Consider the following 20,087-nt stretch of genomic DNA (forward strand, 5'->3'; position numbering starts at 1 on the left):
AGCCGCCGGCCCTAGGCTCGACGGCTTTCCAATTCGTTTGAAGCTTTGGGGCTTAGGCCTCTTCAGCTTCTTTCTGCTTCAGCATTCCGGAAACGATCTCGACAGTCCGGGACAATTCCTCGATTGCCTGCTCGATGTCTTTGCGTTGCTCTTCCAGAACGGTGATCTGTTCGTTGAACTTTGACAGTGCCACACGCAGCTGTGTGACCTGGCCGTCACGCAAGTCATAAAGGTCAAGCATGTCCCGGATTTCAGACAAGGAAAAGCCAACGCTCTTGCCCATCAGAACCAGTTTGAGGCGTGCACGGTCGCGGCGGTTATAGATGCGGTTCATGCCGTCGCGTTTCGGATTCAGCAATCCCTTGTCTTCGTAGAAACGCAGGGTCCGCAATGTGCAGTCGAATTCCTTGGCCAGATCGCCGATCGTAAATTGCGTTTTCTTGGTGCTGTCGTCATTTGCGGAAACGACGTCAACCAGATCGTCCTCGTTGAGGATCGAAAGCGCTTCGCTCATAGCAGTTTGTACTCTTCAGTGTCGCCGTTTGCCGGCTCATTGTTGATGCTTTTTCGAAAGTCGCCCGGCAGATTCGGGTGGCCGTGCGACTTCAGGTGACGCCCGGAGGACGGGTTGAGACGGGTCACGGGACCAAGACCCCGTTGAGGATTTCGTTCCCGAATGCCCATCCGCACAAGCAGTCAGCCTGATTGATGGCGCACTCTTTACCTTACGTTTGCGTCAAGGTCCAGTCGCGTAAGGTCATCCGACAAAAAAACGTTAACGGTTGTTTAGGCGATTCGGCACGAATCCTTGGTTTGTCCTCAGTCTTTTCAATCGAAAACAGTCGGTTTTTGCATTTAGCAAGGCCGATTAACGCCCTGTTTACCCTAAGTCTACAAAGTCTTTCAAAACGCTGCGCTTGTCCCGTCTTATGACGGATTCCCGGTGCAGCCTGCTCCATCAGCGGCCTGAATGGCCGTAAGCCCAGGGTCAAGATATGCCGGCTTGGAAGAAAAACGAGGCAGGACGCCGCGGACGTGATGTGTATGAGAGCGACGACTATTACGACGCTCCCCGCCGCGAGCACGCAAATAGCAGAATTGAACGGCTGACACGCACCGCGACCGCCTTGGGTAACCGATACGATTCACAGATGATCGATGAGCGGGACGAGGATCTGGACGCTGTGGCAGATGAACTGGATCGTCTCTTGTCGGATCAGGACCGCACGACCGGCAGGCCTGGAAGAGCCGCAGCAAAGCCCCGCCGTACTTCTCGTCCGGCGCCGCGCCGTCAGTCCCGCCCACCTGAACCCGGCCTGGATGATGTTATGGTAGCACTGGACCGGCTGGATGAACAGGTCCAGGGTCTTTCAGGCTACGAGGCTCCGTCGGACCCATATCGTGATGCTCCGCGTCCGCAGCGCCGGCCAGGCCGGTACGCCATGGACGCACTTCGTGAAGAAGACGCGTATTACCATCACGAAGACGAAGACGATGATGACGGCTACGTTGACGAACACGACTACGTTCACGAACCCGCCCGCCGCCGCAGAGGCCATCCGCAGCGCGATGCCTCCATGCATATTTACAAGGATCTTGGTCGTCGTATCGACGCTTTGAGAGCTCCTCATGAGCAAGCGCTCAACCAGGTGCGCGAGGAACTGGGATCCCTGCGGGATGCTCTCAGTGGAATTTCGCGTGGCACCAGCGAAACGGTAGGCCGGCAAAACGCAGAGCTCCGGCGTCTGTCCGATATGGTCGAACGCATGCGCGCCGACAAACGGAACGACTTGCTTGCAAAAGAGATCCGTAAGGAAGTTGCCGACCTCAAATCGATGGTTGGTCGAACCAATGTCGAAGGCGCACTGGAAACGCTCGAGCACGGCTATGCGCACATTCTTCAGCGCCTTGATGAGCTGTCCCGGGCTTCCGTTGACCCAAGAGTATTGCGCGGTGTCACCGCACGTCTGAGTGAAATCGAAGACGCGTTCGCGGCCCTGCCTCGGTCAGAGCACATGGTGGTGCTTGAGGACCGTGTCGTGAGCATCGCCGAGCGCATGGAAGAACTGCTTCAGCGCAAGGGTCATGCCGAAATCGAGCCTTTGCGTGCGGAGTTGCGTGAAGTCCGCGGTTTCGTTGAGCAAATCGACATCAATGGCCTTGTCGAAGGTATCGACGACAGGATGAAGTTCGTTTCCGGGCGGCTGGATGACCTTGAGGTCCTTGCGCGCGAGCAGCGAGGTCTCGACAGCCGTCTCTCCGCGATGGAAGAGCGTATGCCTGAGCCGGAATCCATTTCCCGGCTCCAGGGACGACTTGAAGACATTGTCGGCATGATGTCCGACGACAGGGCTGCCCCGGCCAACCATGAACACCTGTCTCAGGTCGACAAGCGCCTGAACGAGATCGTTGATCGGCTGGAGCGCATGGAACAGGCGCCGCTGCCGGCAACCGACACTGGAGCGTTTCAGTCGCTGGAAAGCCGGCTTGAAACGATATCCGGCAAGATCGACGCCATCGAAAAGAAGGCGTCCCGTCCAGTGCCCGTTCTGGATGCGGCCAATATGCGTACAGGCGGCGCAGGCGGTCATGATGACAAGTTCATGACCCAGCTACAGGATCGGTTGAACGATCTGACCGCACGTCTCGACCAGCCGACAGTGGGTGTAACCACATCCGATCTGGACAAGCTGCGTGAGGAAATTGGTGCAATGCGCGCCTCTGTGGAGGCTCCGGGCTCCACGGAAGCTCTGGAAAAACGTATTTCCGACCTGGCGCAGATTGTCTCCAAGGGTGCGGATGGAGCTGACGACAGCCGTTTCGATCAATTGAGCTCCAAGGTGGCTGCGCTTGCAGAGCAGATTGAAAACACCTCCATCAATGCGGCCAACGGCGATCACCTGTCTCCGGTGCTGGAGCGTATTGAAAAAGGTCTGGAGCAAAGCCGCGACGACATTGCGGGAATTGCCAGGCAAGCGGCAGCAGAGGCTATAGCAACGACGCCCGCGCCGAAGAACGAGCAATATGACCAGGCAATCAATTCTTTGCAGGGAGATCTGAGGCAGCTTCTCGATGCGGCGGAAGGCAGCGAGGAGCGCACCCGCAATACATTCGACGGCGTCAAATCCGTTCTCGGTTCCCTGACCGAACGTCTGGATAATCTGGAACGTACGGAAGCGCCGGATCAGGGCGGCCCCATTCAGAAACCTGCGGGTTCGAGAGCCACAGCTGAATTTTCACCGCTCACGCTTGACGACACATCCACACTTTTCTCAGGACCTTCTAAGCCGAAATTGAGCGAGCCGCCGCAAGCCGAATTTGCCAACAGGGCTGAAGAAAAGGCTAGTCCTGAAGAACGGGCTCGAGACCGCAAGGCGGATTTCATTGCTGCGGCCCGGCGCGCTGCGCAGGCAGCATCTGCCGAAGCGGCTCAGCTTGAAAAAAGACAGAAGAAAAGCGCTGAACCAGATCCTGCCGATGAACAACGCGGAAAAGCGCGTGTCGGCTGGCTCCGCAATGTCCTGAAGCGCGACAAGTCCTCTGCACCGGTCGAGGAAAAGGGCGAACAGCTTGATGATCTGGAGCTTGGTACGGAAGATATCGCCGACCGGGACTTCGAAGCTCAGGACACCACTGTGCTGCCGGGCGACCGACCTGCACCCGAGACACCGCAAGGATCCGGTTTCCGCCGCCGTGCCATTCTCTATGCGGCTGCAGCTGTGGTTCTGGTTCTTGGTATTCAGGTCTACCGGATCGCAACGACGCCCTCAGATGACGGCAATCAGCTTGCCGCAGTGCCGCAGGAAACACAGGAGCGCGTTGATACGCCTCCCGTCTCCGCACAGGCAGAGGCTGTTGCTGCACCGGCAACGTCTGTCGCAGATGCAGCTGCCAATCCCGAGGGCGGAGATCCACCGGCTGTCGCGACCCGTTCAGCGGGGGACGCCTCGACAGAAGCACCTCCTGCGGAAGCAAATTCGGTGCAACCTGAGGTGCCCGCGATCGCAGCTGCGACACCGGCCCCTGGTACAGCGACACAGGCCGCGCCGGCAGCCACACCTCGGAACGTCCAGAGTGCCGTTTCACAAGAGCCTATGTCCGCGGACGCAGAACTTGCCTTTGCACCGCCTGCAGGTGTTGCCGGCAGTTTCGGTCAGCAGACCGTTGATAACTCCACGGGCTTCAAACCCGCACCTCCTTCAGCAAGCGAAACCACAAACGCGCCTTCTGCGCTCATTGCAAGTCTCCCGCCTGAAGGGGTCGGCCCGATGGCACTGCGCAGTGCCGCAGCCAGCGGCAATCCCGCAGCTGAGTTCCTCGTCGGTGTGAAATACACGGAAGGAAATGGCGTTCCAGCCGATCTTTCTCATGCTGCAACCTGGTATCAGAAAGCTGCCGACAAGGGTCTGGCACCGGCACAGTACCGTCTCGCCAGCCTTTACGAGAAAGGCCGTGGGGTCGACAAGGATCTGCCGAAGGCGCAGGCCTGGTACGTCAAGGCGGCTGAAGCCGGCAACGCAAAGGCCATGCACAACCTTGCAGTTCTTTACGCCGAAGGCGGCGGCGGACAGCCCGACTATGCGGCCGCTGCCAAATGGTTTGAGCAGGCAGCCAATTTCGGCGTGAAAGACAGCCTGTTCAATCTCGGCATTCTTTATGCAGGCGGCATCGGTGTCGATAAGGATCTGGTTGCCAGCTACAAATGGTTTGCAATCGCTGCTGATCAGGGAGATCCGGAAGCCGCCAAGAGACGCGACGATGTCGCAAACATGATGGATCAGGAAACGTTGGCAAATGCGCGGCTCGCGGTTGAAAGCTTCAAGCTGGAAACGCCGAACCCGGCTGCAAACAAGGTCACCATGGAGCAGGGATGGGCGGACAATGCATCGCTTCCTGCAGCACAGGCCGCCGTTAAGGCCGTAGACAACACAGCCATGGTCCGCGAAGCACAAGACAAACTTAATTACCTTGGCTTCGACACCGGAACACCTGACGGTCAGATGGGGCCACGCACCAGAAGCGCCATTCGCGCGTTTCAGCGTAGCCTTGGGCTGCCGGAGACCGGTGAAGTGGACAACAAGCTTATCGACGAACTCAAGAGCCAGGCGATCTAAAACGGAACTTTACCGTTTCCGCCATAAACTGGCCTAATATAGCTCTATCGAACCGAAGAAGCCTGTTGCCCGGTTGACACACCGGGCAGCACGGGTCTTTAACCAATTTAATGTAGTTGATACGCAGTTTTACCTGCAATCTGTCCTGGCGTTGACCCTGTGCAATTATACCTGCCGATAGCCGAAATACCGGTCAATATCTTCGTGATATTTGCCATGGGCGGGGCAGTGGGTTTTCTCTCTGGCCTCTTTGGCATCGGTGGCGGCTTTCTGCTGACGCCGTTGTTGATCTTTTCCGGCATTCCCCCCGCGGTTTCCGTCGCGACAGTGACGACCCAGGTCGTGGCGTCCTCTGCTTCAGCGGTGGTCACCTACTGGCGGCGAAAAGCGATCGATTTCAAACTGGCGGGCATATTGCTGGCGGGAGGTGTGTTCGGTTCGCTGATTGGCGTAATCCTGTTCGACGTCCTGCAATCCGTCGGGCAGTTGGACCTTGTGATTTCGCTGTCCTACGTGACCTTTCTGGGTGCAATCGGCGGTTTGATGCTGTTTGAATCCGTGCGTGCGATCCGTCGGCGCAAGTCCGGTTCCGCGCCAAGCGCGCGCAGGCCGGGGCAGCATAATTGGATCCACGGCCTGCCCCTCAAGGTGCGGTTTAGGCGGTCCAAACTCTATGTCAGTGTGATCCCGGTTGTGGGTCTCGGGGCGATCATCGGTTTCCTCGGAACAATCCTCGGCATTGGCGGCGGCTTCATGATGGTCCCCGCGCTGATTTATCTGCTGCGGGTCCCGACCAGCATTGTCATCGGGACATCGCTGTTCCAGATCCTGTTTACGATGGCCGCAGCGACAATTTTCCACTCCATGGGAACCAAGACCGTCGATATCGTCCTGGCGCTGACATTGATGATCGGCGGTGTAATAGGCGCACAATTTGGCGCTCGCATGGGACAGAACCTGCGCGGTGATCAGCTTCGCCTTTTGCTTGCGCTGCTGGTTCTGGGCGTTGGATTGCGTTTTGCTGTCGACTTGTTGCTTATTCCCGATGATTTCTATTCCATCGCCATCCGCAAGGGGGCCGGGTCATGAGGTGCCTGGTTCTTCTGCTGGCCCTAATTCTGGTGCCTGTTGGTGGGCACGCGCAGAGCGTTTCCAACGAAGACCTGGTAACGGCGCTGTCCTCCGATGTTGTGTCGATCCAGTCCAATTTCACGGGAACTGAAATCGTCATTTTCGGACAGGCAAGCCATATCGCCCGTCAGCCGAACGACCCGAGCGGCTATGAATTGGCGATTGTCGTTGAAGGGCCTCCTCAGGACATCACCACCCGTCGGAAAGGCCGGTTTCTGGGGGTCTGGGTCAATCGAGAGGCCGAGCGCTTTCAGGCTGTTCCGTCCTTTTATGCAGTGGCAAGCTCAGTCGATATCGGAATGATGGCCGACAGGACTGTCCTTGATGAACTCGGTATTGGTCTAAATCACATCAATCTGGCAGTTTCAGGTGTCTCGAACGTGCCGCTCTCTGATCGTGACGACTTCCGCAAGGCCTTTATCCGTCTGCGCGAGGAAGCCGGGCTCTACTCGGAACAGGAAACATCGATCGAGTTTCTGACCCATACGATGTTCCGCACCAACATTCCTCTGCCGGCAAACATTCCCGTTGGAGACTACAAGGTGAAAAGCTTCCTGTTTCACCATGGAGAGGTGGTCTCGCAAACCGAGGAAAGCCTCGCGGTTGCCAAGATCGGTTTTGAGCAGATTACGTTCGAGCTCGCCCAGCACTACCCATTCTTCTATGGTGTGCTTGCGGTCATGCTGGCGATATTCACCGGTTGGCTCGCTGGTGTGATTTTCCGCAAAGACTAATTTTTGGTCCCCCTGGCACCTCTTTGGGGTGGCGCTGCGCATTGGCGTCGGTATTCTCAGTTTTCGGTGGAACAGCCAGTAGCGTGAGTGGGGCCAAGATGAGTGATGAACCTTCGACCGAAACACCGGTCGGCACAGATGCAAACTCAAATCCGTCGGTTGATTCCAGGGTAATCGACATCGCCATCCGGCTCGGTGTCCTCGGGCTGTTTGCCTATTTCTCACTGCAATTGATAGCGCCCTTCTTTCTGTTTCTGCTTTGGGCAGTGGTTCTGACCGTGGCGCTGTACCCGGTTTACGCCTGGCTGTCCGGCAAGCTCGGCGGGCGCAAGGTACTTTCCGCCGTACTGCTGACGTTGTTCTGCCTTGCCGTTGTCATCGGGCCTGTTGCGGTGCTGGTCGTCAGTCTTGTCGAAACCTTGCAGTCCTGGTTTGAAGCGGTGTCGGGCGGCCAGCTCAATTTGCCCTCACTACCGGAGCGGATTGCAGCCCTTCCCCTGGTCGGCGAGAAGATTGCCGAGTTCTGGGGGCTGGCGCAACGCAGTCTTGAATTGTTCCTGACCAAGGTTGGACCAATGCTTGTACCCGCTGGCAGTCGTATTCTGTCCGTGCTGGCATCCCTGAGCGGCAGCGTTCTCTTTTTTGTAGTGTCGATCATACTGGCCGGATGTCTTTTCGTCCCAGGGCCCTCGCTTGCCAAGGGAGCTAAACGGTTCGCGGACAGGATTATCGCCCCGCGCGGCGCGGAATTTGTGGATCTTGCAGGCGCGACCATCCGCAATGTTTCTCGCGGTGTCATCGGCGTTGCCGTCATTCAGGGGCTTCTGACAGGTGTTTTGCTCATCGCATTTTCGGTGCCGCTTGCGGGCATCCTGACATTCATTGCCCTAGTACTTTGCATTGTCCAGATAGGGCCTGCTCTTGTCATCCTGCCGACAATTATCTGGGCATGGAGCGCTTGGGACCTTGTCCCGGCACTTCTCTTTACGGTGCTGATGGTTCCCGTCATGCTCGTGGACAACGTACTGAGACCCATCCTGATGTCCCGCGGGCTGGATACACCCATGCTGATCATTCTGATCGGCGTTCTTGGCGGCACGATTGCCCACGGTTTATTGGGGCTCTTTCTCGGGCCTGTCGTGCTGGCTGTGTTCTATGAACTGGTAATCGCCTGGGTGAAAGTGGGTGAAGACGAAGCCACATCCGGTGCGTAAACAACTTGTTGCCGGGAATTGGGTTTTGAGGGCAGTTTTATGAGCAAAGAACTCGACAGTTTTGTGCGCAAGGAACTGCGCAAGAACCTCATTCTGATTGTTGTTGTGATCGGCATTCTGATTTTCGCCGGTTACCGCTTTCTCTAGGCCGGTTACTATAGAAAAGTCCGAATAGTGTACTTCCCGCCGGCCAGAAAACACTTGCGAGGCAGCAGGTGGTGTCTCAATTCCAGGCGGATATGCCGTTCGACCTGGTAATGAATTTCCGAAGAACCGCGTAATCCAGAAAAAAGGGCACCGCAAAAGGTGCCCTCTCACTAAGGCAGTCGTACTGTCGATAGCAACGCGTCAGTTCAGATTGATTTCCTCGATGTCCTGTTCAGTCACACGATCCAGCGGCATCTTGGTGAGCGTGTCGAGAGTTTCAAAGTCGATCTTGTTCATGTCGAGCATGCGAACGCGGCGGTTGTGCATGGTGTGGTAGTACACCTTCATATTCTGGCTATCCATCGCATTGGTCCAAAGCGTGGCCGATCGCATGCTGTCATCGCTGCCTTCAAGCGCGTCGCCTTCTGCGGCTCCAAGGGGAATGTTGAAGTTGTCAAGGATACGAAAAATCTCGTACACGGTTTCGTCGCCGGTCGAGGTGGGGCGCGCCGTTTGCGTGGCTGCAACTGCCCGCACAAACCTCGACACCGGAGTGTTGTCACCGGGCAGGCCGATCATGCCGCTGCCGCCTCCCAGTGGTGCAAAATCCAGATCGGCAATCTCACGCGTAGGGAGTGCGACCGGCGAGAGATTGATGTAATTCCTCAGGTTGGTCATGTGAAAATCGTAGGACGGCGCGTTCGTCATGACCCTTAGCGGCGCGTCAAAGATCACGGTTTCACCCTCGAGAAACTCGATCACGATGGTCTCGCCGCTTTTGTCGCTCACCATTATATGCGCAGGTGGCGGAAATCCGAGTTTGGGCTCTACGACGGCCACCACGCGCAAGTCGGCAAGGGCGTTGCGCACCTCGTCGACCGTTGCAAAACTCGTGGCGATGTAGGCCATCACGTCGATGGCTCCGATGGAGGTTTCCATCATCGTCTCGTCCACCTCGAGATACTCCGCAAAGCCCGGGTGGTAGTTGGCACCCACCATGAGACCGACCTCGTTCATTCCGTCGAGCCAATAGTCCTGATCGAAGCCATTGAACGCGACACCGCCATACCGAGCCGTCCATGAAAACCCCTCACGACCTTCTCCAAGATCAGAAACAAACTCATGTCCACGAGGGACAATCATGACTTCCGTGTTGATGTCATACGCGCCCCATTCAAGGGTCCGCCCCCATACATTCGAGCCGTCCTCGGCCGTTAGAATGATCGTGGTGCAGGCATTGGCAACCTGCGTAAATGTCAACGAAGCCGCCACCAAAGCGGCGCTGGCGATCTTGGTAATTTTTGGCATTTCAGAGATCCTTTTCTAAGGCATGTCTGCTGAATACTGTGGTCGGCAGGTCTGGATTTTCGTTCATCCTTCGATAGCTGGAGGTTACCACGTCTTCAAATTTTGGCGGCGACCAAATCGACGGGATTTCATTCACTGATTGTATCCGTTCCCATTGAGCTCTTTGTCTCAAAACAAGCGACTTCCGAACAGTTAGCCATCAGCGGTGACCGGTTGCCCTGTCCACAAATGCCACGATGCGATCTTCAACCGATTGGATCGAGCCATCAGCACCGAGCGACGGAGCCCCTGACGGATAGAAATGTCCAAACCCCGGAACCCAGGCGAATTCGTAGTCAAGACCGACGTCATGGTAGTGCTGCAGCAAACCTTTGATGCTGGCGAGCGCACCGGACAGATCGTATTGGCCCGTGAAAATAAGAGCCGGGGGGGCGCTTGAACCCTCCCTGACCGTTTCAAATATGTTGAGCCCGATTGGCGCCGTTGACAGCATGAATGCACCAGCGACACCCGCATCCGTCCCGTGTGCCACGTTGAGCGAGGTCACCGCTCCTGCCGAGAACCCGCCCAACACGATGCGGTCAGGATCGACACCGAAATCGATGGCGTTCGAACGGACAAAGTCGATCGCGCGCCAGAGATCTTCAGTCGCGCTCAGAACCGTGTCGGATAGCAGGAGTTCGTCTTTGGGATCACTCACGTCGAGAGGTCGCATGCCTAGGTTCTGTCGAATGATGCTCACCCGGTCCATCATGAGTGCGATGGTGTCGCGTTCGACACGCTGCTCGTCGTAACCAATCCCCGAAGCGATCGGTTCTTCCGGACCGAGCCGGTAGTTTATCGCGAAACAGGCGTACCCCAGTTCGGCGAACAAGCGGCAATAGTGTTCCGGGGAGGTGGAGAGTGCACCGTCGACCCTGTATCCGGTACGAGGTGAACCATGGTGGAACGCGCCGCCGCGTGTGTAGATTACCACCGGCAAAGGGTCCTCTCCAGCACCTTTGGGAAGATACGCGTCCATCCAGAGGTCTCGGACCGCTTCCTGACCGTCGACGCGGATTCTGCCTTCAGCATAAACGATATCCCGCGTAACCTCGACGCGATGAAGTGGTTCCTCTGTCATCTGCGCCGCCAAGGGAGAGGCTGCCAACAGAGTGGCAAACGTGATCGCAAATGACGAAATACGAGTGCGGAAAGAAGCCATTTGATTTCCTCTTGCAGTTTTAGCGACGTGACGCGGAAATGCAGTATGACAGCAGTTGCTTCTGAGGCGTAGGAGTGCTGCCTACAGCATACGCGACGACTTCCAAATTGGGCTCACCGCAGACAATCGGCCTGCTGTGCACCATGCCGGTTTCTAACGGGGAAAGAGACCTTGACCGACGGACTGTTGGCATGATTCAAGATCTGAAAAGGAGCTGACCAAATGCGTTTTTCCCTCACAGCAACCGAGTGACCTCTCATCAAACATCAAGTGAAATCGCAAAGGCACTTCGCTTGATTATTGGCGCAGTTTTTCAATGAGCCGGTCGGCTTCAATGCCGAGAGATGATGGATCTGATACGTCTATCAAGGTCAACCCATGATGTTTTGACGCTTCGACGATGCTGTCGTTGTCTGTAAGCGAGCGTTGAATGAACTTTTCTATCAACTGTTTCGTGTGCATATCCTGGTTTTCATAGAGACTTTCAGCCTCCATGCGTTGCCTCAGAAACGCGTTGCTCGCATGAAGCCCGACAGTGAGGGTTCGGGAAGGTTGCAGGTCGGCAATGAATTCCGGGCGGAGCGCCGATCCCTCAATCACGCACCCGGAATTTGATTGGCTGGCGGTGCTGATCCTGTCTCTGAGATGTGGCCACATGTTTTCATGATGAACCCTCAAGAACCAATAGATGGTTTCTACTGACAGTTTCGAATAATACTCGGCGACCTGCTTTCTGACACTGGGCCAGGGTCTGCCTGGATGCCTTCCCATTTTGTCCGTAGACAGAACAGGCCACCCGACTTCCTTGCCAATGCGTTTGGCGAGCGTCGATTTACCGACGTGAGATGTGCCGAAAATCAGCAAGGTTGAGTAGGCGCTGGTCACCCTTTGATCATCAGTCCCCGACAAGCCGCGACGCAGTAAAGGGAAACAGTCGGTCATTGCCCAACATGAAGACTGAAAACTTCCTGCGCTTGAAAACCAGGGCGTAAGCTTCGTCGGTCACGTTAAGTCCACCTGTCAACGCACCGAATGCGGGCAAAACCAGGCGGGCGCCATCGGTTACAAAGCAGGCTCGACGGATCGAGCGTCCGAACCGTCGGACCCTGGCGGCAGGGTGCAGGTGACCACAGATCTCACCCACGGCGTCGGCCGCTCCAACGCCTTCAATCGGCTCATGCCGGAAAGTCAAAGGTCCGATGGAAACATCGTCAACCGTTTCACCGCAAAGCCGGACAGGGGCTACGGGATCGTGATTGCCTGTGACCCAGATCCATTCCCGACCGAGCTGCAATGTTGTCAGCATGGCACGGTAAGGTGCGGGCAGACGGTCAGACCCGTCCGGATCATGAAAGCTGTCGCCGAGACAGATCACGCGGGCCGGATCGAAAGCGTCGATAACACCCGCGAGCTTTTCCAGCGTGACGCCGGTGTCGTAAGGCGGCAGCATGATGCCTCTTCGGGCATAGCTTGAGCCCTTTTCAAGGTGCAGGTCAGCAACAACGAGCGTTGCTTCGTCCGGCCACCACAAAACACCACTGTCGTGAAGGCCCACCAGTTGTCCATTGATCTGAATGTCATGACACACTGGCGCAGCTGTGTATTTGCGCAAATGTGACGTGAGTGCACTCATTCCATGGCCTCCAGAACCAGCTCCTCTGCCGTCTCTTCCAATAGCGAATCCATAGCTTCTCCGTAGACCGGTTCCTTGCCTATTTCCAGAAGAATGGGGACGGCGAGTGGAGAGACGTGCTCAAGGCCAGTATGCGTGATTCGTCCCTGGATACGTGTGAGAAGTTCCCCCAGACGCGAGATATCCAAAAGTCCTTCGGCAGCATCGTTCCAGGTTGCTTTCAGCAGGATGTGATCCGGTTCATGAGCGCGCAGGACATCGTAGATCAAGTCGGTCGATACGGTGACCTGCCTGCCGGATTTCTCCTTGCCCGGATGCCTGCGCTCAATGAGGCCGGCAATCACCGCACAGTTGCGGAATGTGCGTTTCATCAGGCTGGATTCAGCCAGCCACGCATCAAGATCGTCGCCCAGAATGTCTTGTTCGAACAATCTTTCCAGCGGGATCTTTCCCGATGAGAACAGAAGCGACAGATCGCCAAGCCCCCAAATGGACAGCGCATAGTCATTGGCAACAAATCCCATGGGTCTGGCACCCATCCGCTCTAGCCGTTTGGTGAGCAGCATGCCAAGCGTCTGGTGCGCCAAACGGCCTTCGAAGGGATAGCAGACCATGTAGTGCTTGTTGGATCTGGGGAAGGTCTCGACCAGCAATCCGTCCTTGGCCGGAAGAACGGACTTTTCACGCTGGATCTCCAGCCAGTCGCGCACCTGGTGGGGCAACTCCTTCCAGGATGGCGGATCTGCCAGCATCGCTCTGACCCCTTCGGCCAGATATGTGGAGAGTGGAAATTTGCCACCCATATAGGATGGGATCATCGGGTTTTCGCTGTTGGACCGGGAAACATAGGCTTCGGTTTCCCTGATGCCCTCGAACCGCACGATCTCGCCGCCGAACAGGAACGTGTCGCCCGGTGTCATCTGGTCGATGAAGTATTCCTCGATTTCTCCCAGAATACGGCCACCGCGTCCCACAGGCGTGCGCCGGCCATTGGCTTTCGACCGCACCAACCGCACTTTCAGCTTGGGAGCCTCGACAATTGTGCCGACATTCAGCCGGTATTGCTGCGCAATCTTCGGGTGTGAAATGCGCCAGAGCCCGTCCTTGGACTTGCGCAACTTGGCGTATTGCTCGTAGCTTTTCAGCGCGTAACCGCCGGTGGCAACAAAGTCGAGCACCCGCTCAAATGTCTCCCAGTCGAGCTGTCGATAGGTCTCCGAAGAGCGGATTTCGTCAAATACTGCAACCGCATCCAGCGGATCGGCGCAGGCAAGGCCGAGCAGATGCTGGGCAAGCACGTCCAGAGCGCCCTTGCGCAGCGGAGGCGTGTCCTGTTCCCCTCTTTTGGAGGCTGCGAGCGCTGCCTGGCACTCCAGCACCTCGAACCTGTTGGACGGGATCAAGATGGCCTTGGAGGGGTCGTCCATGCGGTGGTTGGCACGTCCGATCCTCTGGGCAAGTCGGCTGGCTCCCTTGGGAGCGCCGATATTGATGACAAGATCGATGTCACCCCAGTCGATGCCCATGTCCAGCGAAGACGTGGCAACAACTGCCCGCAGACCACCTGACGCCATTGCTGCCTCGACCTTTCGCCGCTGGCCGACATCCAGCGAGCCGTGGTGAAGCGCGATCGGCAAGGTATCCTCGTTGATCCGCCACAGTTCCTGAAAAACCATTTCGGCCTGGCTGCGGGTGTTGACGAATAGCAGCGAAACACTGTGCGCCTTGATCATCTGGTAAATGTCGGGGATGGCGTATCGCGACGAATGGCCCGACCAGGGAAGGCGCTCCTCTGAATCGAGGATCGAAATATCCGGTTGGGCTCCGCCGCTGACTTTAACCACATGCGACAAATTCCGCCGTTTCGGATCTGCCTGATCGACAAGATAGGCCTGAAGATCCTCAGGCTCTGCCACGGTTGCAGACAAGCCGACTGTTCTGAGGCCTGGTGAAAGGCGCCGCAATCGGGCAAGTCCCAGGGACAGCAGATCGCCACGCTTGGAAGTCACCAGCGCATGAAGTTCGTCCAGGATGACCGTTTCAAGGGATCCGAACAGCCGCGCGGACAGTGGATCCGACAACAATAGGGCGATCTGTTCTGGGGTCGTCAGAAGAATGTCCGGCGGATTGAGCTTTTGTCTCTGGCGTTTGTGAGAAGGCGTGTCACCGGTCCGTGTTTCCAGCTTGATGGGCAGGCCCATTTCCGCGACCGGTGCTTCAAGGTTGCGGGCAATATCGACAGCGAGGGCCTTGAGCGGTGAAATATAAAGCGTGTGAATACCGCGTCCAGCCTGGCCGGGCTTGCGTTTGCCCTTTCGCTCCAGTTCCACCAGGCTCGGCAAGAACCCCGCAAGCGTCTTGCCCGCGCCAGTTGGTGCAATCAGCAGAGTGGAATGACCCTGCTCCAGATGGTCGATCAGCTGCAACTGGTGCGCACGCGGCGCCCAACCGCGCGAAGCGAACCAGTTGTGGAAGCGGTTGGGTAGGAGAGCGGCGTCCATGACAACGTTTTAGGATAGGCCACCAAAAAAGGCGAGTGGTCCGCCTTGAATTGTTCAGCTTGTGTTCAGCTTCCCAATGGTCAATTCTCACTGCGAAAATTCGATCAGGAGGGTTAGTTGAAATCGTTTGTTTTTATGGGGTTTTTGGCCGCAGGATTTTTCTCAACTCACGGCATTTCAACGGCATCGGAAAGTCTTGCTTACCAATGCAATCTCGGTGACGGGTTTGCCTTCGTGCAGACTATTCCCGAAGAGGGGCGTGCGCTTTATCAAGGTGACACTGGTAACCTGAGCCTTGTGCCGGACGGGCGCGGTGGATATTTCAATGACCGCGAGGAAGTGTCTTTCGCCGACCATAACGGCCAACCGGCACTCTATCTCGGTGACGTCGCTTATGCCTGCCAGCTGGCGGCTCCTCGCCCCTCGGGCGGTCAAACCCACGCAGGGGGTGCTGTCGGCGGCAATGAAACGCGCCTGAATGCGCAAGGTCAGTCGCTCGGTGGCAAACTTCGCGATGGGCCGGGCATGAATTTTCGCCAGACGGGAAGTCTTACCGAGGGAACATGGATCACCATCCTGGCAAACACCGGCGTTCGGTTTAATGGCTACGACTGGTTTGAGGTTGCAACTGATCGTGGTCAGCGCGGCTTCCAGTGGGGTGGTATCATGTGCTCCAACGGTCAACAGCTCGCGGGCATTTTCGAACAATGCGGTGCCCGTACCGTGCAAAAGCCCCAACAGCCTGCGAGTGCCGCTCAGCAATTGAATGTTCAGGGACAATCTCTCGGCGGAAAACTTCGTGGCGGTCCGGGAACCAACTATGCACAGGTTGGAAGTCTGACCGAGGGTACCTGGGTCACGATCCTCAGGAACACGGGTGTTCGGTTTGACGGCTACGACTGGTTTGAAGTTGCAACCGACCGTGGCCAGCGTGGTTTCCAATGGGGTGGCATCATGTGCTCCAATGGACAGCAAATAGCAGGCATATATCAGCAATGTGGCAGTCGGCCGCCGCAACAGCCTGTACAAAACAGTTCAACCGGCTCAGCAGGTGGCTGGATGGCGTTCGCGCTTGCACCGAACGGTGCGTATGGTCACGGAGCGGCGCCAACAAAGGCCGGGGCTGAGCAGTTTGCCATGAACTATTGTGGAGGCGCGCAGTGCCGGATAGCCGACGCAACGCAGGCCAGATGCCACGCGCTTGCAGTCGCGCCCGGCAGCAACGGCATCGGAGCTGGAGAAAGCGAGCAGGCAGCCCAGAACTTCGCGATGGGTTGGTGCTCCAACAGCGGCGCCTCCGGCTGCCGGATCGAATACACCTATTGTCAGTAGTCTTGAATTCCAGGCGGCTTTTGGGCCGCTTGGATATGGCTTTGATGACGGGCGAACCTAGTTAGATCCAGATGTCAGACCTCCTCACTCTCACTCAAGAAGGGCTCTATTGCTCACAGGCCAGTGCGCATATCGACCCGATAAAACCAGTTCAAAGGGCCATTATCACGCACGGGCATGCCGATCATGCTCGGGCAGGCCACGGTGCTGTCCTTGCTACGCGTCAGACACTGGAAATCATGGCAATCCGTTACGGTGAGAATTTTTGCGGCACGGCTCAGCCTGCAGATTACGGCGAGAGACTGACTATCGGTGGGGTCTCTGTGTCGCTTCATCCAGCCGGGCATGTTCTTGGATCCGCTCAGGTTTTGCTGGAAGCCGAGGGCCGGCGGACAGTGGTCTCCGGAGACTACAAAAGACAGAAGGATCCCACCTGCGCCGGATTTGAACTCATTCGCTGCGACACTTTCGTGACCGAAGCAACCTTCGGGCTTCCGGTTTTTCGCCATCCTCCTGCTGCTCAGGAGATTGCAAAACTCCTGTCCTCCCACGATCTGTTTCCCGAACAGACACATCTTGTTGGTGCCTATGCTCTTGGTAAGGCGCAAAGGGTCATCGGAGAGTTGCGTGCGGCGGGCTATGAAAAGACGATTTATCTTCACGGCGCACTGGAAAAACTGACCGCGTATTACCAAAGCCAGGGCATTGATCTGGGCTCTGTAGAGCCGGTCGCGAAACGGGGCAAAGAGCTGCAAGGAGAGATCATCCTGTGCCCGCCAGGTCAGCTTGCAGACAGATGGGCGCGACGTTTCGGCGACCCCGTCACAGCCATGGCTTCCGGCTGGATGCGTGTTCGTGCCCGTGCACGCCAACGCGGGGCCGAACTGCCCCTGATCCTGTCGGATCATGCCGACTGGGACGATCTTTGCCGGACCATTCTTGAAACAGGAGCGGAGCAAATTTGGGTAACACATGGCGCGGAAGAAGCGCTTGTCCACTGGTGCGAATTGAATGGACGAAAGGCACGTCCACTCAATATGATAGGGTATGACGATGGCGAGGATGCCGACAATGCGGCGACAGCTGAGGTGTAATGCCAAGCAAACGCAGCGGGCAGTCCTTCGGGGAGGCAGTCATGGCGGATGACGGTGGTTTTGCGGGTGCCGGAAACGACCCGACCAATGAGGCAGGAGCCGTCGCGAACGGCGATGCCGAAGTGGCCATTGCCGAACTCTTTGACGATTACCAGTCAGGTTTCAACGACTACGACGTTGATCGCATCTGCGATTGCTTCGCAATGCCTGCAATCATCTGGCAACATGAAAAGGGACACGTCTTTGCCGATGAAGATGAGCTGATTGAGAATATTGAAGCACTTCTGAAAGCCCTCGAGAAAGAAGGTGTCAGTCACTCGGAGTTTCATGTCGCGTCCAGCCATGTCAGCGGATCGGCAGCTCTGGTGACGCTGGACTGGACGCAGGAGAACTCGGACGGTGAGCCTGTATTTGAATTCACTTGTCACTACCAGCTCATTCAGGACGGCTCGGACTGGGTGATTGCCTGCATAATCAATGATTGAGTGCTTCTTTCGTCCGGTACTGCGCTTATCTGCGTGTGTCGTTTTGCTGCTTTGCCTGTCCGGTCATGCGCAGGCGGACGATCAGGTAGAAACGACATTTGGTGCACTGACCGGAGCCCCACCAGAACTTCGGGATTGCGAACTGCCCGAAATCGGTCCTGGCACGGTTTTCCTTGAAAACGGGTGCCGTTACCGCCGCAGTATCACGATAGAACAGAGCGATGTTGTGCTCGATTGCAGGGGCGCAACAATCACCGGAATGCACCGACGCGGCATCGTCATCCGCCCGGGACTTCGCAATGTCACGATCCGCGACTGTCGATTGCATGACACCGGTGGCATCTTGATTGAAGGCCAAACGCCGGAAGATGACGCGCCAGCGCGCGATGCTGCCCGAGCCGCTTCGTCTAGCGGCGTTGTGCTGGAGCATCTGACGATTACCGAATCCTATATGACCGGCGTCTTTGTCGATCATTATGTCGTTGGCGCAACGATCCGGAATTCCATTGTCGCGGATGGACATCATGTCGGCATCTACCTGGAACACGGTTCACAAAAAAACACCGTGTCGGGAAACCTGATACGCAACAACGGCCTTTTCACCAATCAGGGCATTCGGCGGATCGGCCCGACACGGCGCGAGGGTCTTTCGGTCGACGGATCCGCCTTCAACCTGATTGAGAACAATGTTTTCGACAGCAATGCCTTCGGTGGTATCTTTCACTACAAGAATTGCTGGGAGTTTCACACGACCAACCCGGAAAGCCGGCCACGCCTGCAAGGCTCTGATGGCAATATCATCCGCGGGAACATCTTTAAAAACATGGATATCGGTATCTGGGTGGCTTCACGCCAGGCGCGGGACCTGGTGATGTGGGACTGCGGTGACGAAAGCCCTTATGAAAACCCGGTTTCACTGGAGCTCATGATGGGTGACAGATCCTGGGGCAAGTCCGACGAATTCCTCGGCTACCGTTTCAACCCGGAATTGATCGCCGGGTTTGTCGACAAGCGTGCGCTTTCGCCTCGCTGGCCGTTTCCGATGAAACTTCGCCTCTTTGAAGACTTTGCGAAGGACAATCTCTACCAGGGCAATTGTTTTGAAAACCTGCAAACCGGCATTCGTATCGAGGACGACGGCAACGTGGTCGAGGACAATTTTTTTGTCGGGGATTTCGAATATCTGTATCTGGGGAGCCCGTTTCGGGCAAAATACTTGAACAGACCTGTTGTCGGAACGGTTATTGAGAACAATCGAAACTATTCACCCTCAGGCCGAGATTTCATCCAAAACAGTTTCCTAGCGAAAGGGGAGCACAATCAAACAGTGATCCTTCAGCCAAAACCGTCAGAAGCCGGCGCTGGTGCAGAAACGTCCTGCCCAAGCGGCTGAACGACGGTATTCAGACTGCCATATATACCTGCACACAGATGGTCGAGCATTTGTTCGCGGCTTTCAGCATCAGAAACGCTCCCGACAGTGGCATGCAGGACCGAACGGACCATGTTCATGATGACAATGACCGCTGGTTTCAGTTGATCTCCCTTTTGCAAGTCAGGCCTTTTTGACAGGAAGTTCAAAACGATCTGCGCCATTTCGTTCTGGAAACCGTCTTGGTCGACCAGTTTCGAGCGGGCAGGGATCCATGCGTCAAATTCTGTGTGAAGGCGCGGCGTTTTCATATGCATTTCCAGGTTGGCAGCAATGATGTGCCTGATTGCATCCTTCAGCGGCAGGTGCTGACTTCTGTCCATAGCTCCCTTGACCACGGCAAGTACCTCTTCGTGGTGCTTTTTGTGAACTGCCAGAATTAGGGAATCCTTGTTGGGGAAATACTGGTAGAGGGACCCGATGCTGATGCCGGCCCGGTCCGCGATCTGGTTTGTCGTTGCTGCTTCAAACCCGTGTTCGGCAAAAACCTGCCGGGCAGCCTCAACAGTCGTTTCCACCATCATTCGTGAACGCAATTGTTTGGGCTGACGCCGCGGTTGCGGATCCGTTTGCAAAGGCACAGACAACTCCTTCTTCCTGTCGACCGTCTCTAAAAGGGAACGAGATTGGACAGAAATGTGACGGGAACGCGAGTAACCTGAAGGTCAATGCTCGCCGAATGCCGTTAAGTGGGAATTTAATCGATAAAAATCAACCGGTTAAATCTAGATTGCTGAAAATTGAGACAGCGAACCACA

At 56.4% G+C, this 20,087-nt stretch carries 15 protein-coding genes; 8 read left to right on the forward strand and 7 right to left on the reverse strand.

Annotated elements, in window-relative coordinates:
- Window positions 1-52 precede the first annotated feature (52 nt).
- Window positions 53-514: a MerR family DNA-binding transcriptional regulator gene (locus tag Q0835_RS05680; RefSeq protein ID WP_298813466.1), complete on the reverse strand. Its 462-nt coding sequence runs from the start codon at window positions 512-514 to the stop codon at window positions 53-55.
- Between the two features lie 481 nt (window positions 515-995).
- Between Q0835_RS05680 and Q0835_RS05685 the strand changes: the two genes are divergently transcribed.
- The 4 genes from Q0835_RS05685 (at window position 996) to Q0835_RS05700 (ending at window position 8,193) form a co-directional block, all read left to right on the forward strand.
- Window positions 996-5,114, forward strand: a complete 4,119-nt coding sequence (locus Q0835_RS05685; protein WP_298959220.1) for a peptidoglycan-binding protein — start codon at window positions 996-998, stop codon at window positions 5,112-5,114.
- A 159-nt stretch (window positions 5,115-5,273) separates the two neighbouring features.
- A complete protein-coding gene (locus Q0835_RS05690; protein ID WP_298813464.1) occupies window positions 5,274-6,203 on the forward strand; it encodes a sulfite exporter TauE/SafE family protein in 930 nt (309 codons plus the stop codon).
- On the forward strand, window positions 6,200-6,979 hold the full coding sequence (locus Q0835_RS05695) for a TIGR02186 family protein (protein WP_298813463.1): 780 nt from the start codon (window positions 6,200-6,202) through the stop codon (window positions 6,977-6,979). The genes Q0835_RS05690 and Q0835_RS05695 overlap by 4 nt, the downstream gene beginning before the upstream one ends.
- A gap of 98 nt (window positions 6,980-7,077) precedes the next feature.
- On the forward strand, window positions 7,078-8,193 hold the full coding sequence (locus Q0835_RS05700; RefSeq protein ID WP_298959223.1) for an AI-2E family transporter: 1,116 nt from the start codon (window positions 7,078-7,080) through the stop codon (window positions 8,191-8,193).
- Window positions 8,194-8,541: 348 nt separating this feature from the next.
- Here the strand turns inward: Q0835_RS05700 and Q0835_RS05705 are convergent, their stop codons facing one another.
- The 5 genes from Q0835_RS05705 to Q0835_RS05725 form a co-directional block, all read right to left on the reverse strand.
- Entirely contained in the window at window positions 8,542-9,648 is a 1,107-nt protein-coding gene (locus tag Q0835_RS05705; RefSeq protein WP_298959226.1) for a linear amide C-N hydrolase, read from the reverse strand.
- Window positions 9,649-9,847: 199 nt separating this feature from the next.
- Window positions 9,848-10,771, reverse strand: coding sequence for an alpha/beta hydrolase fold domain-containing protein (locus Q0835_RS05710; RefSeq protein ID WP_298959228.1), 924 nt, complete (start codon window positions 10,769-10,771; stop codon window positions 9,848-9,850).
- Between the two features lie 378 nt (window positions 10,772-11,149).
- The gene (locus Q0835_RS05715) at window positions 11,150-11,737 is read right to left on the reverse strand and encodes a hypothetical protein (protein WP_298959230.1); all 588 of its coding nucleotides are present in this window, start codon (window positions 11,735-11,737) and stop codon (window positions 11,150-11,152) included.
- 10 nt (window positions 11,738-11,747) lie between these two features.
- Window positions 11,748-12,485, reverse strand: coding sequence for a ligase-associated DNA damage response endonuclease PdeM (gene pdeM, locus Q0835_RS05720; RefSeq protein WP_298959232.1), 738 nt, complete (start codon window positions 12,483-12,485; stop codon window positions 11,748-11,750).
- Window positions 12,482-14,986 carry a ligase-associated DNA damage response DEXH box helicase gene (locus Q0835_RS05725; protein ID WP_298959235.1) on the reverse strand — a complete coding sequence of 835 codons (2,505 nt, stop codon included), beginning with the start codon at window positions 14,984-14,986 and terminating at the stop codon, window positions 12,482-12,484. Before Q0835_RS05725 ends, pdeM begins: the two co-directional genes overlap by 4 nt.
- A gap of 117 nt (window positions 14,987-15,103) precedes the next feature.
- Between Q0835_RS05725 and Q0835_RS05730 the strand changes: the two genes are divergently transcribed.
- The 4 genes from Q0835_RS05730 (at window position 15,104) to Q0835_RS05745 (ending at window position 19,290) form a co-directional block, all read left to right on the forward strand.
- Window positions 15,104-16,318, forward strand: a complete 1,215-nt coding sequence (locus tag Q0835_RS05730) for a DUF4189 domain-containing protein (protein WP_298959237.1) — start codon at window positions 15,104-15,106, stop codon at window positions 16,316-16,318.
- Between the two features lie 71 nt (window positions 16,319-16,389).
- A complete protein-coding gene (locus Q0835_RS05735) occupies window positions 16,390-17,412 on the forward strand; it encodes a ligase-associated DNA damage response exonuclease (protein WP_298959239.1) in 1,023 nt (340 codons plus the stop codon).
- Window positions 17,413-17,453: 41 nt separating this feature from the next.
- The gene (locus Q0835_RS05740) at window positions 17,454-17,897 is read left to right on the forward strand and encodes a DUF4440 domain-containing protein (RefSeq protein ID WP_298959241.1); all 444 of its coding nucleotides are present in this window, start codon (window positions 17,454-17,456) and stop codon (window positions 17,895-17,897) included.
- Entirely contained in the window at window positions 17,890-19,290 is a 1,401-nt protein-coding gene (locus Q0835_RS05745) for a right-handed parallel beta-helix repeat-containing protein (RefSeq protein ID WP_298959243.1), read from the forward strand. The genes Q0835_RS05740 and Q0835_RS05745 overlap by 8 nt, the downstream gene beginning before the upstream one ends.
- Here Q0835_RS05745 and Q0835_RS05750 read toward each other — a convergent pair.
- Window positions 19,233-19,910 (reverse strand): TetR/AcrR family transcriptional regulator, encoded by a 678-nt coding sequence (locus Q0835_RS05750; protein ID WP_298813443.1) that lies wholly within the window; start codon window positions 19,908-19,910, stop codon window positions 19,233-19,235. The genes Q0835_RS05745 and Q0835_RS05750 overlap by 58 nt on opposite strands.
- Window positions 19,911-20,087: the final 177 nt, after the last annotated feature.

This window comes from uncultured Roseibium sp. (assembly GCF_947499295.1).
In the GTDB taxonomy this organism is placed as follows: domain Bacteria; phylum Pseudomonadota; class Alphaproteobacteria; order Rhizobiales; family Stappiaceae; genus Roseibium.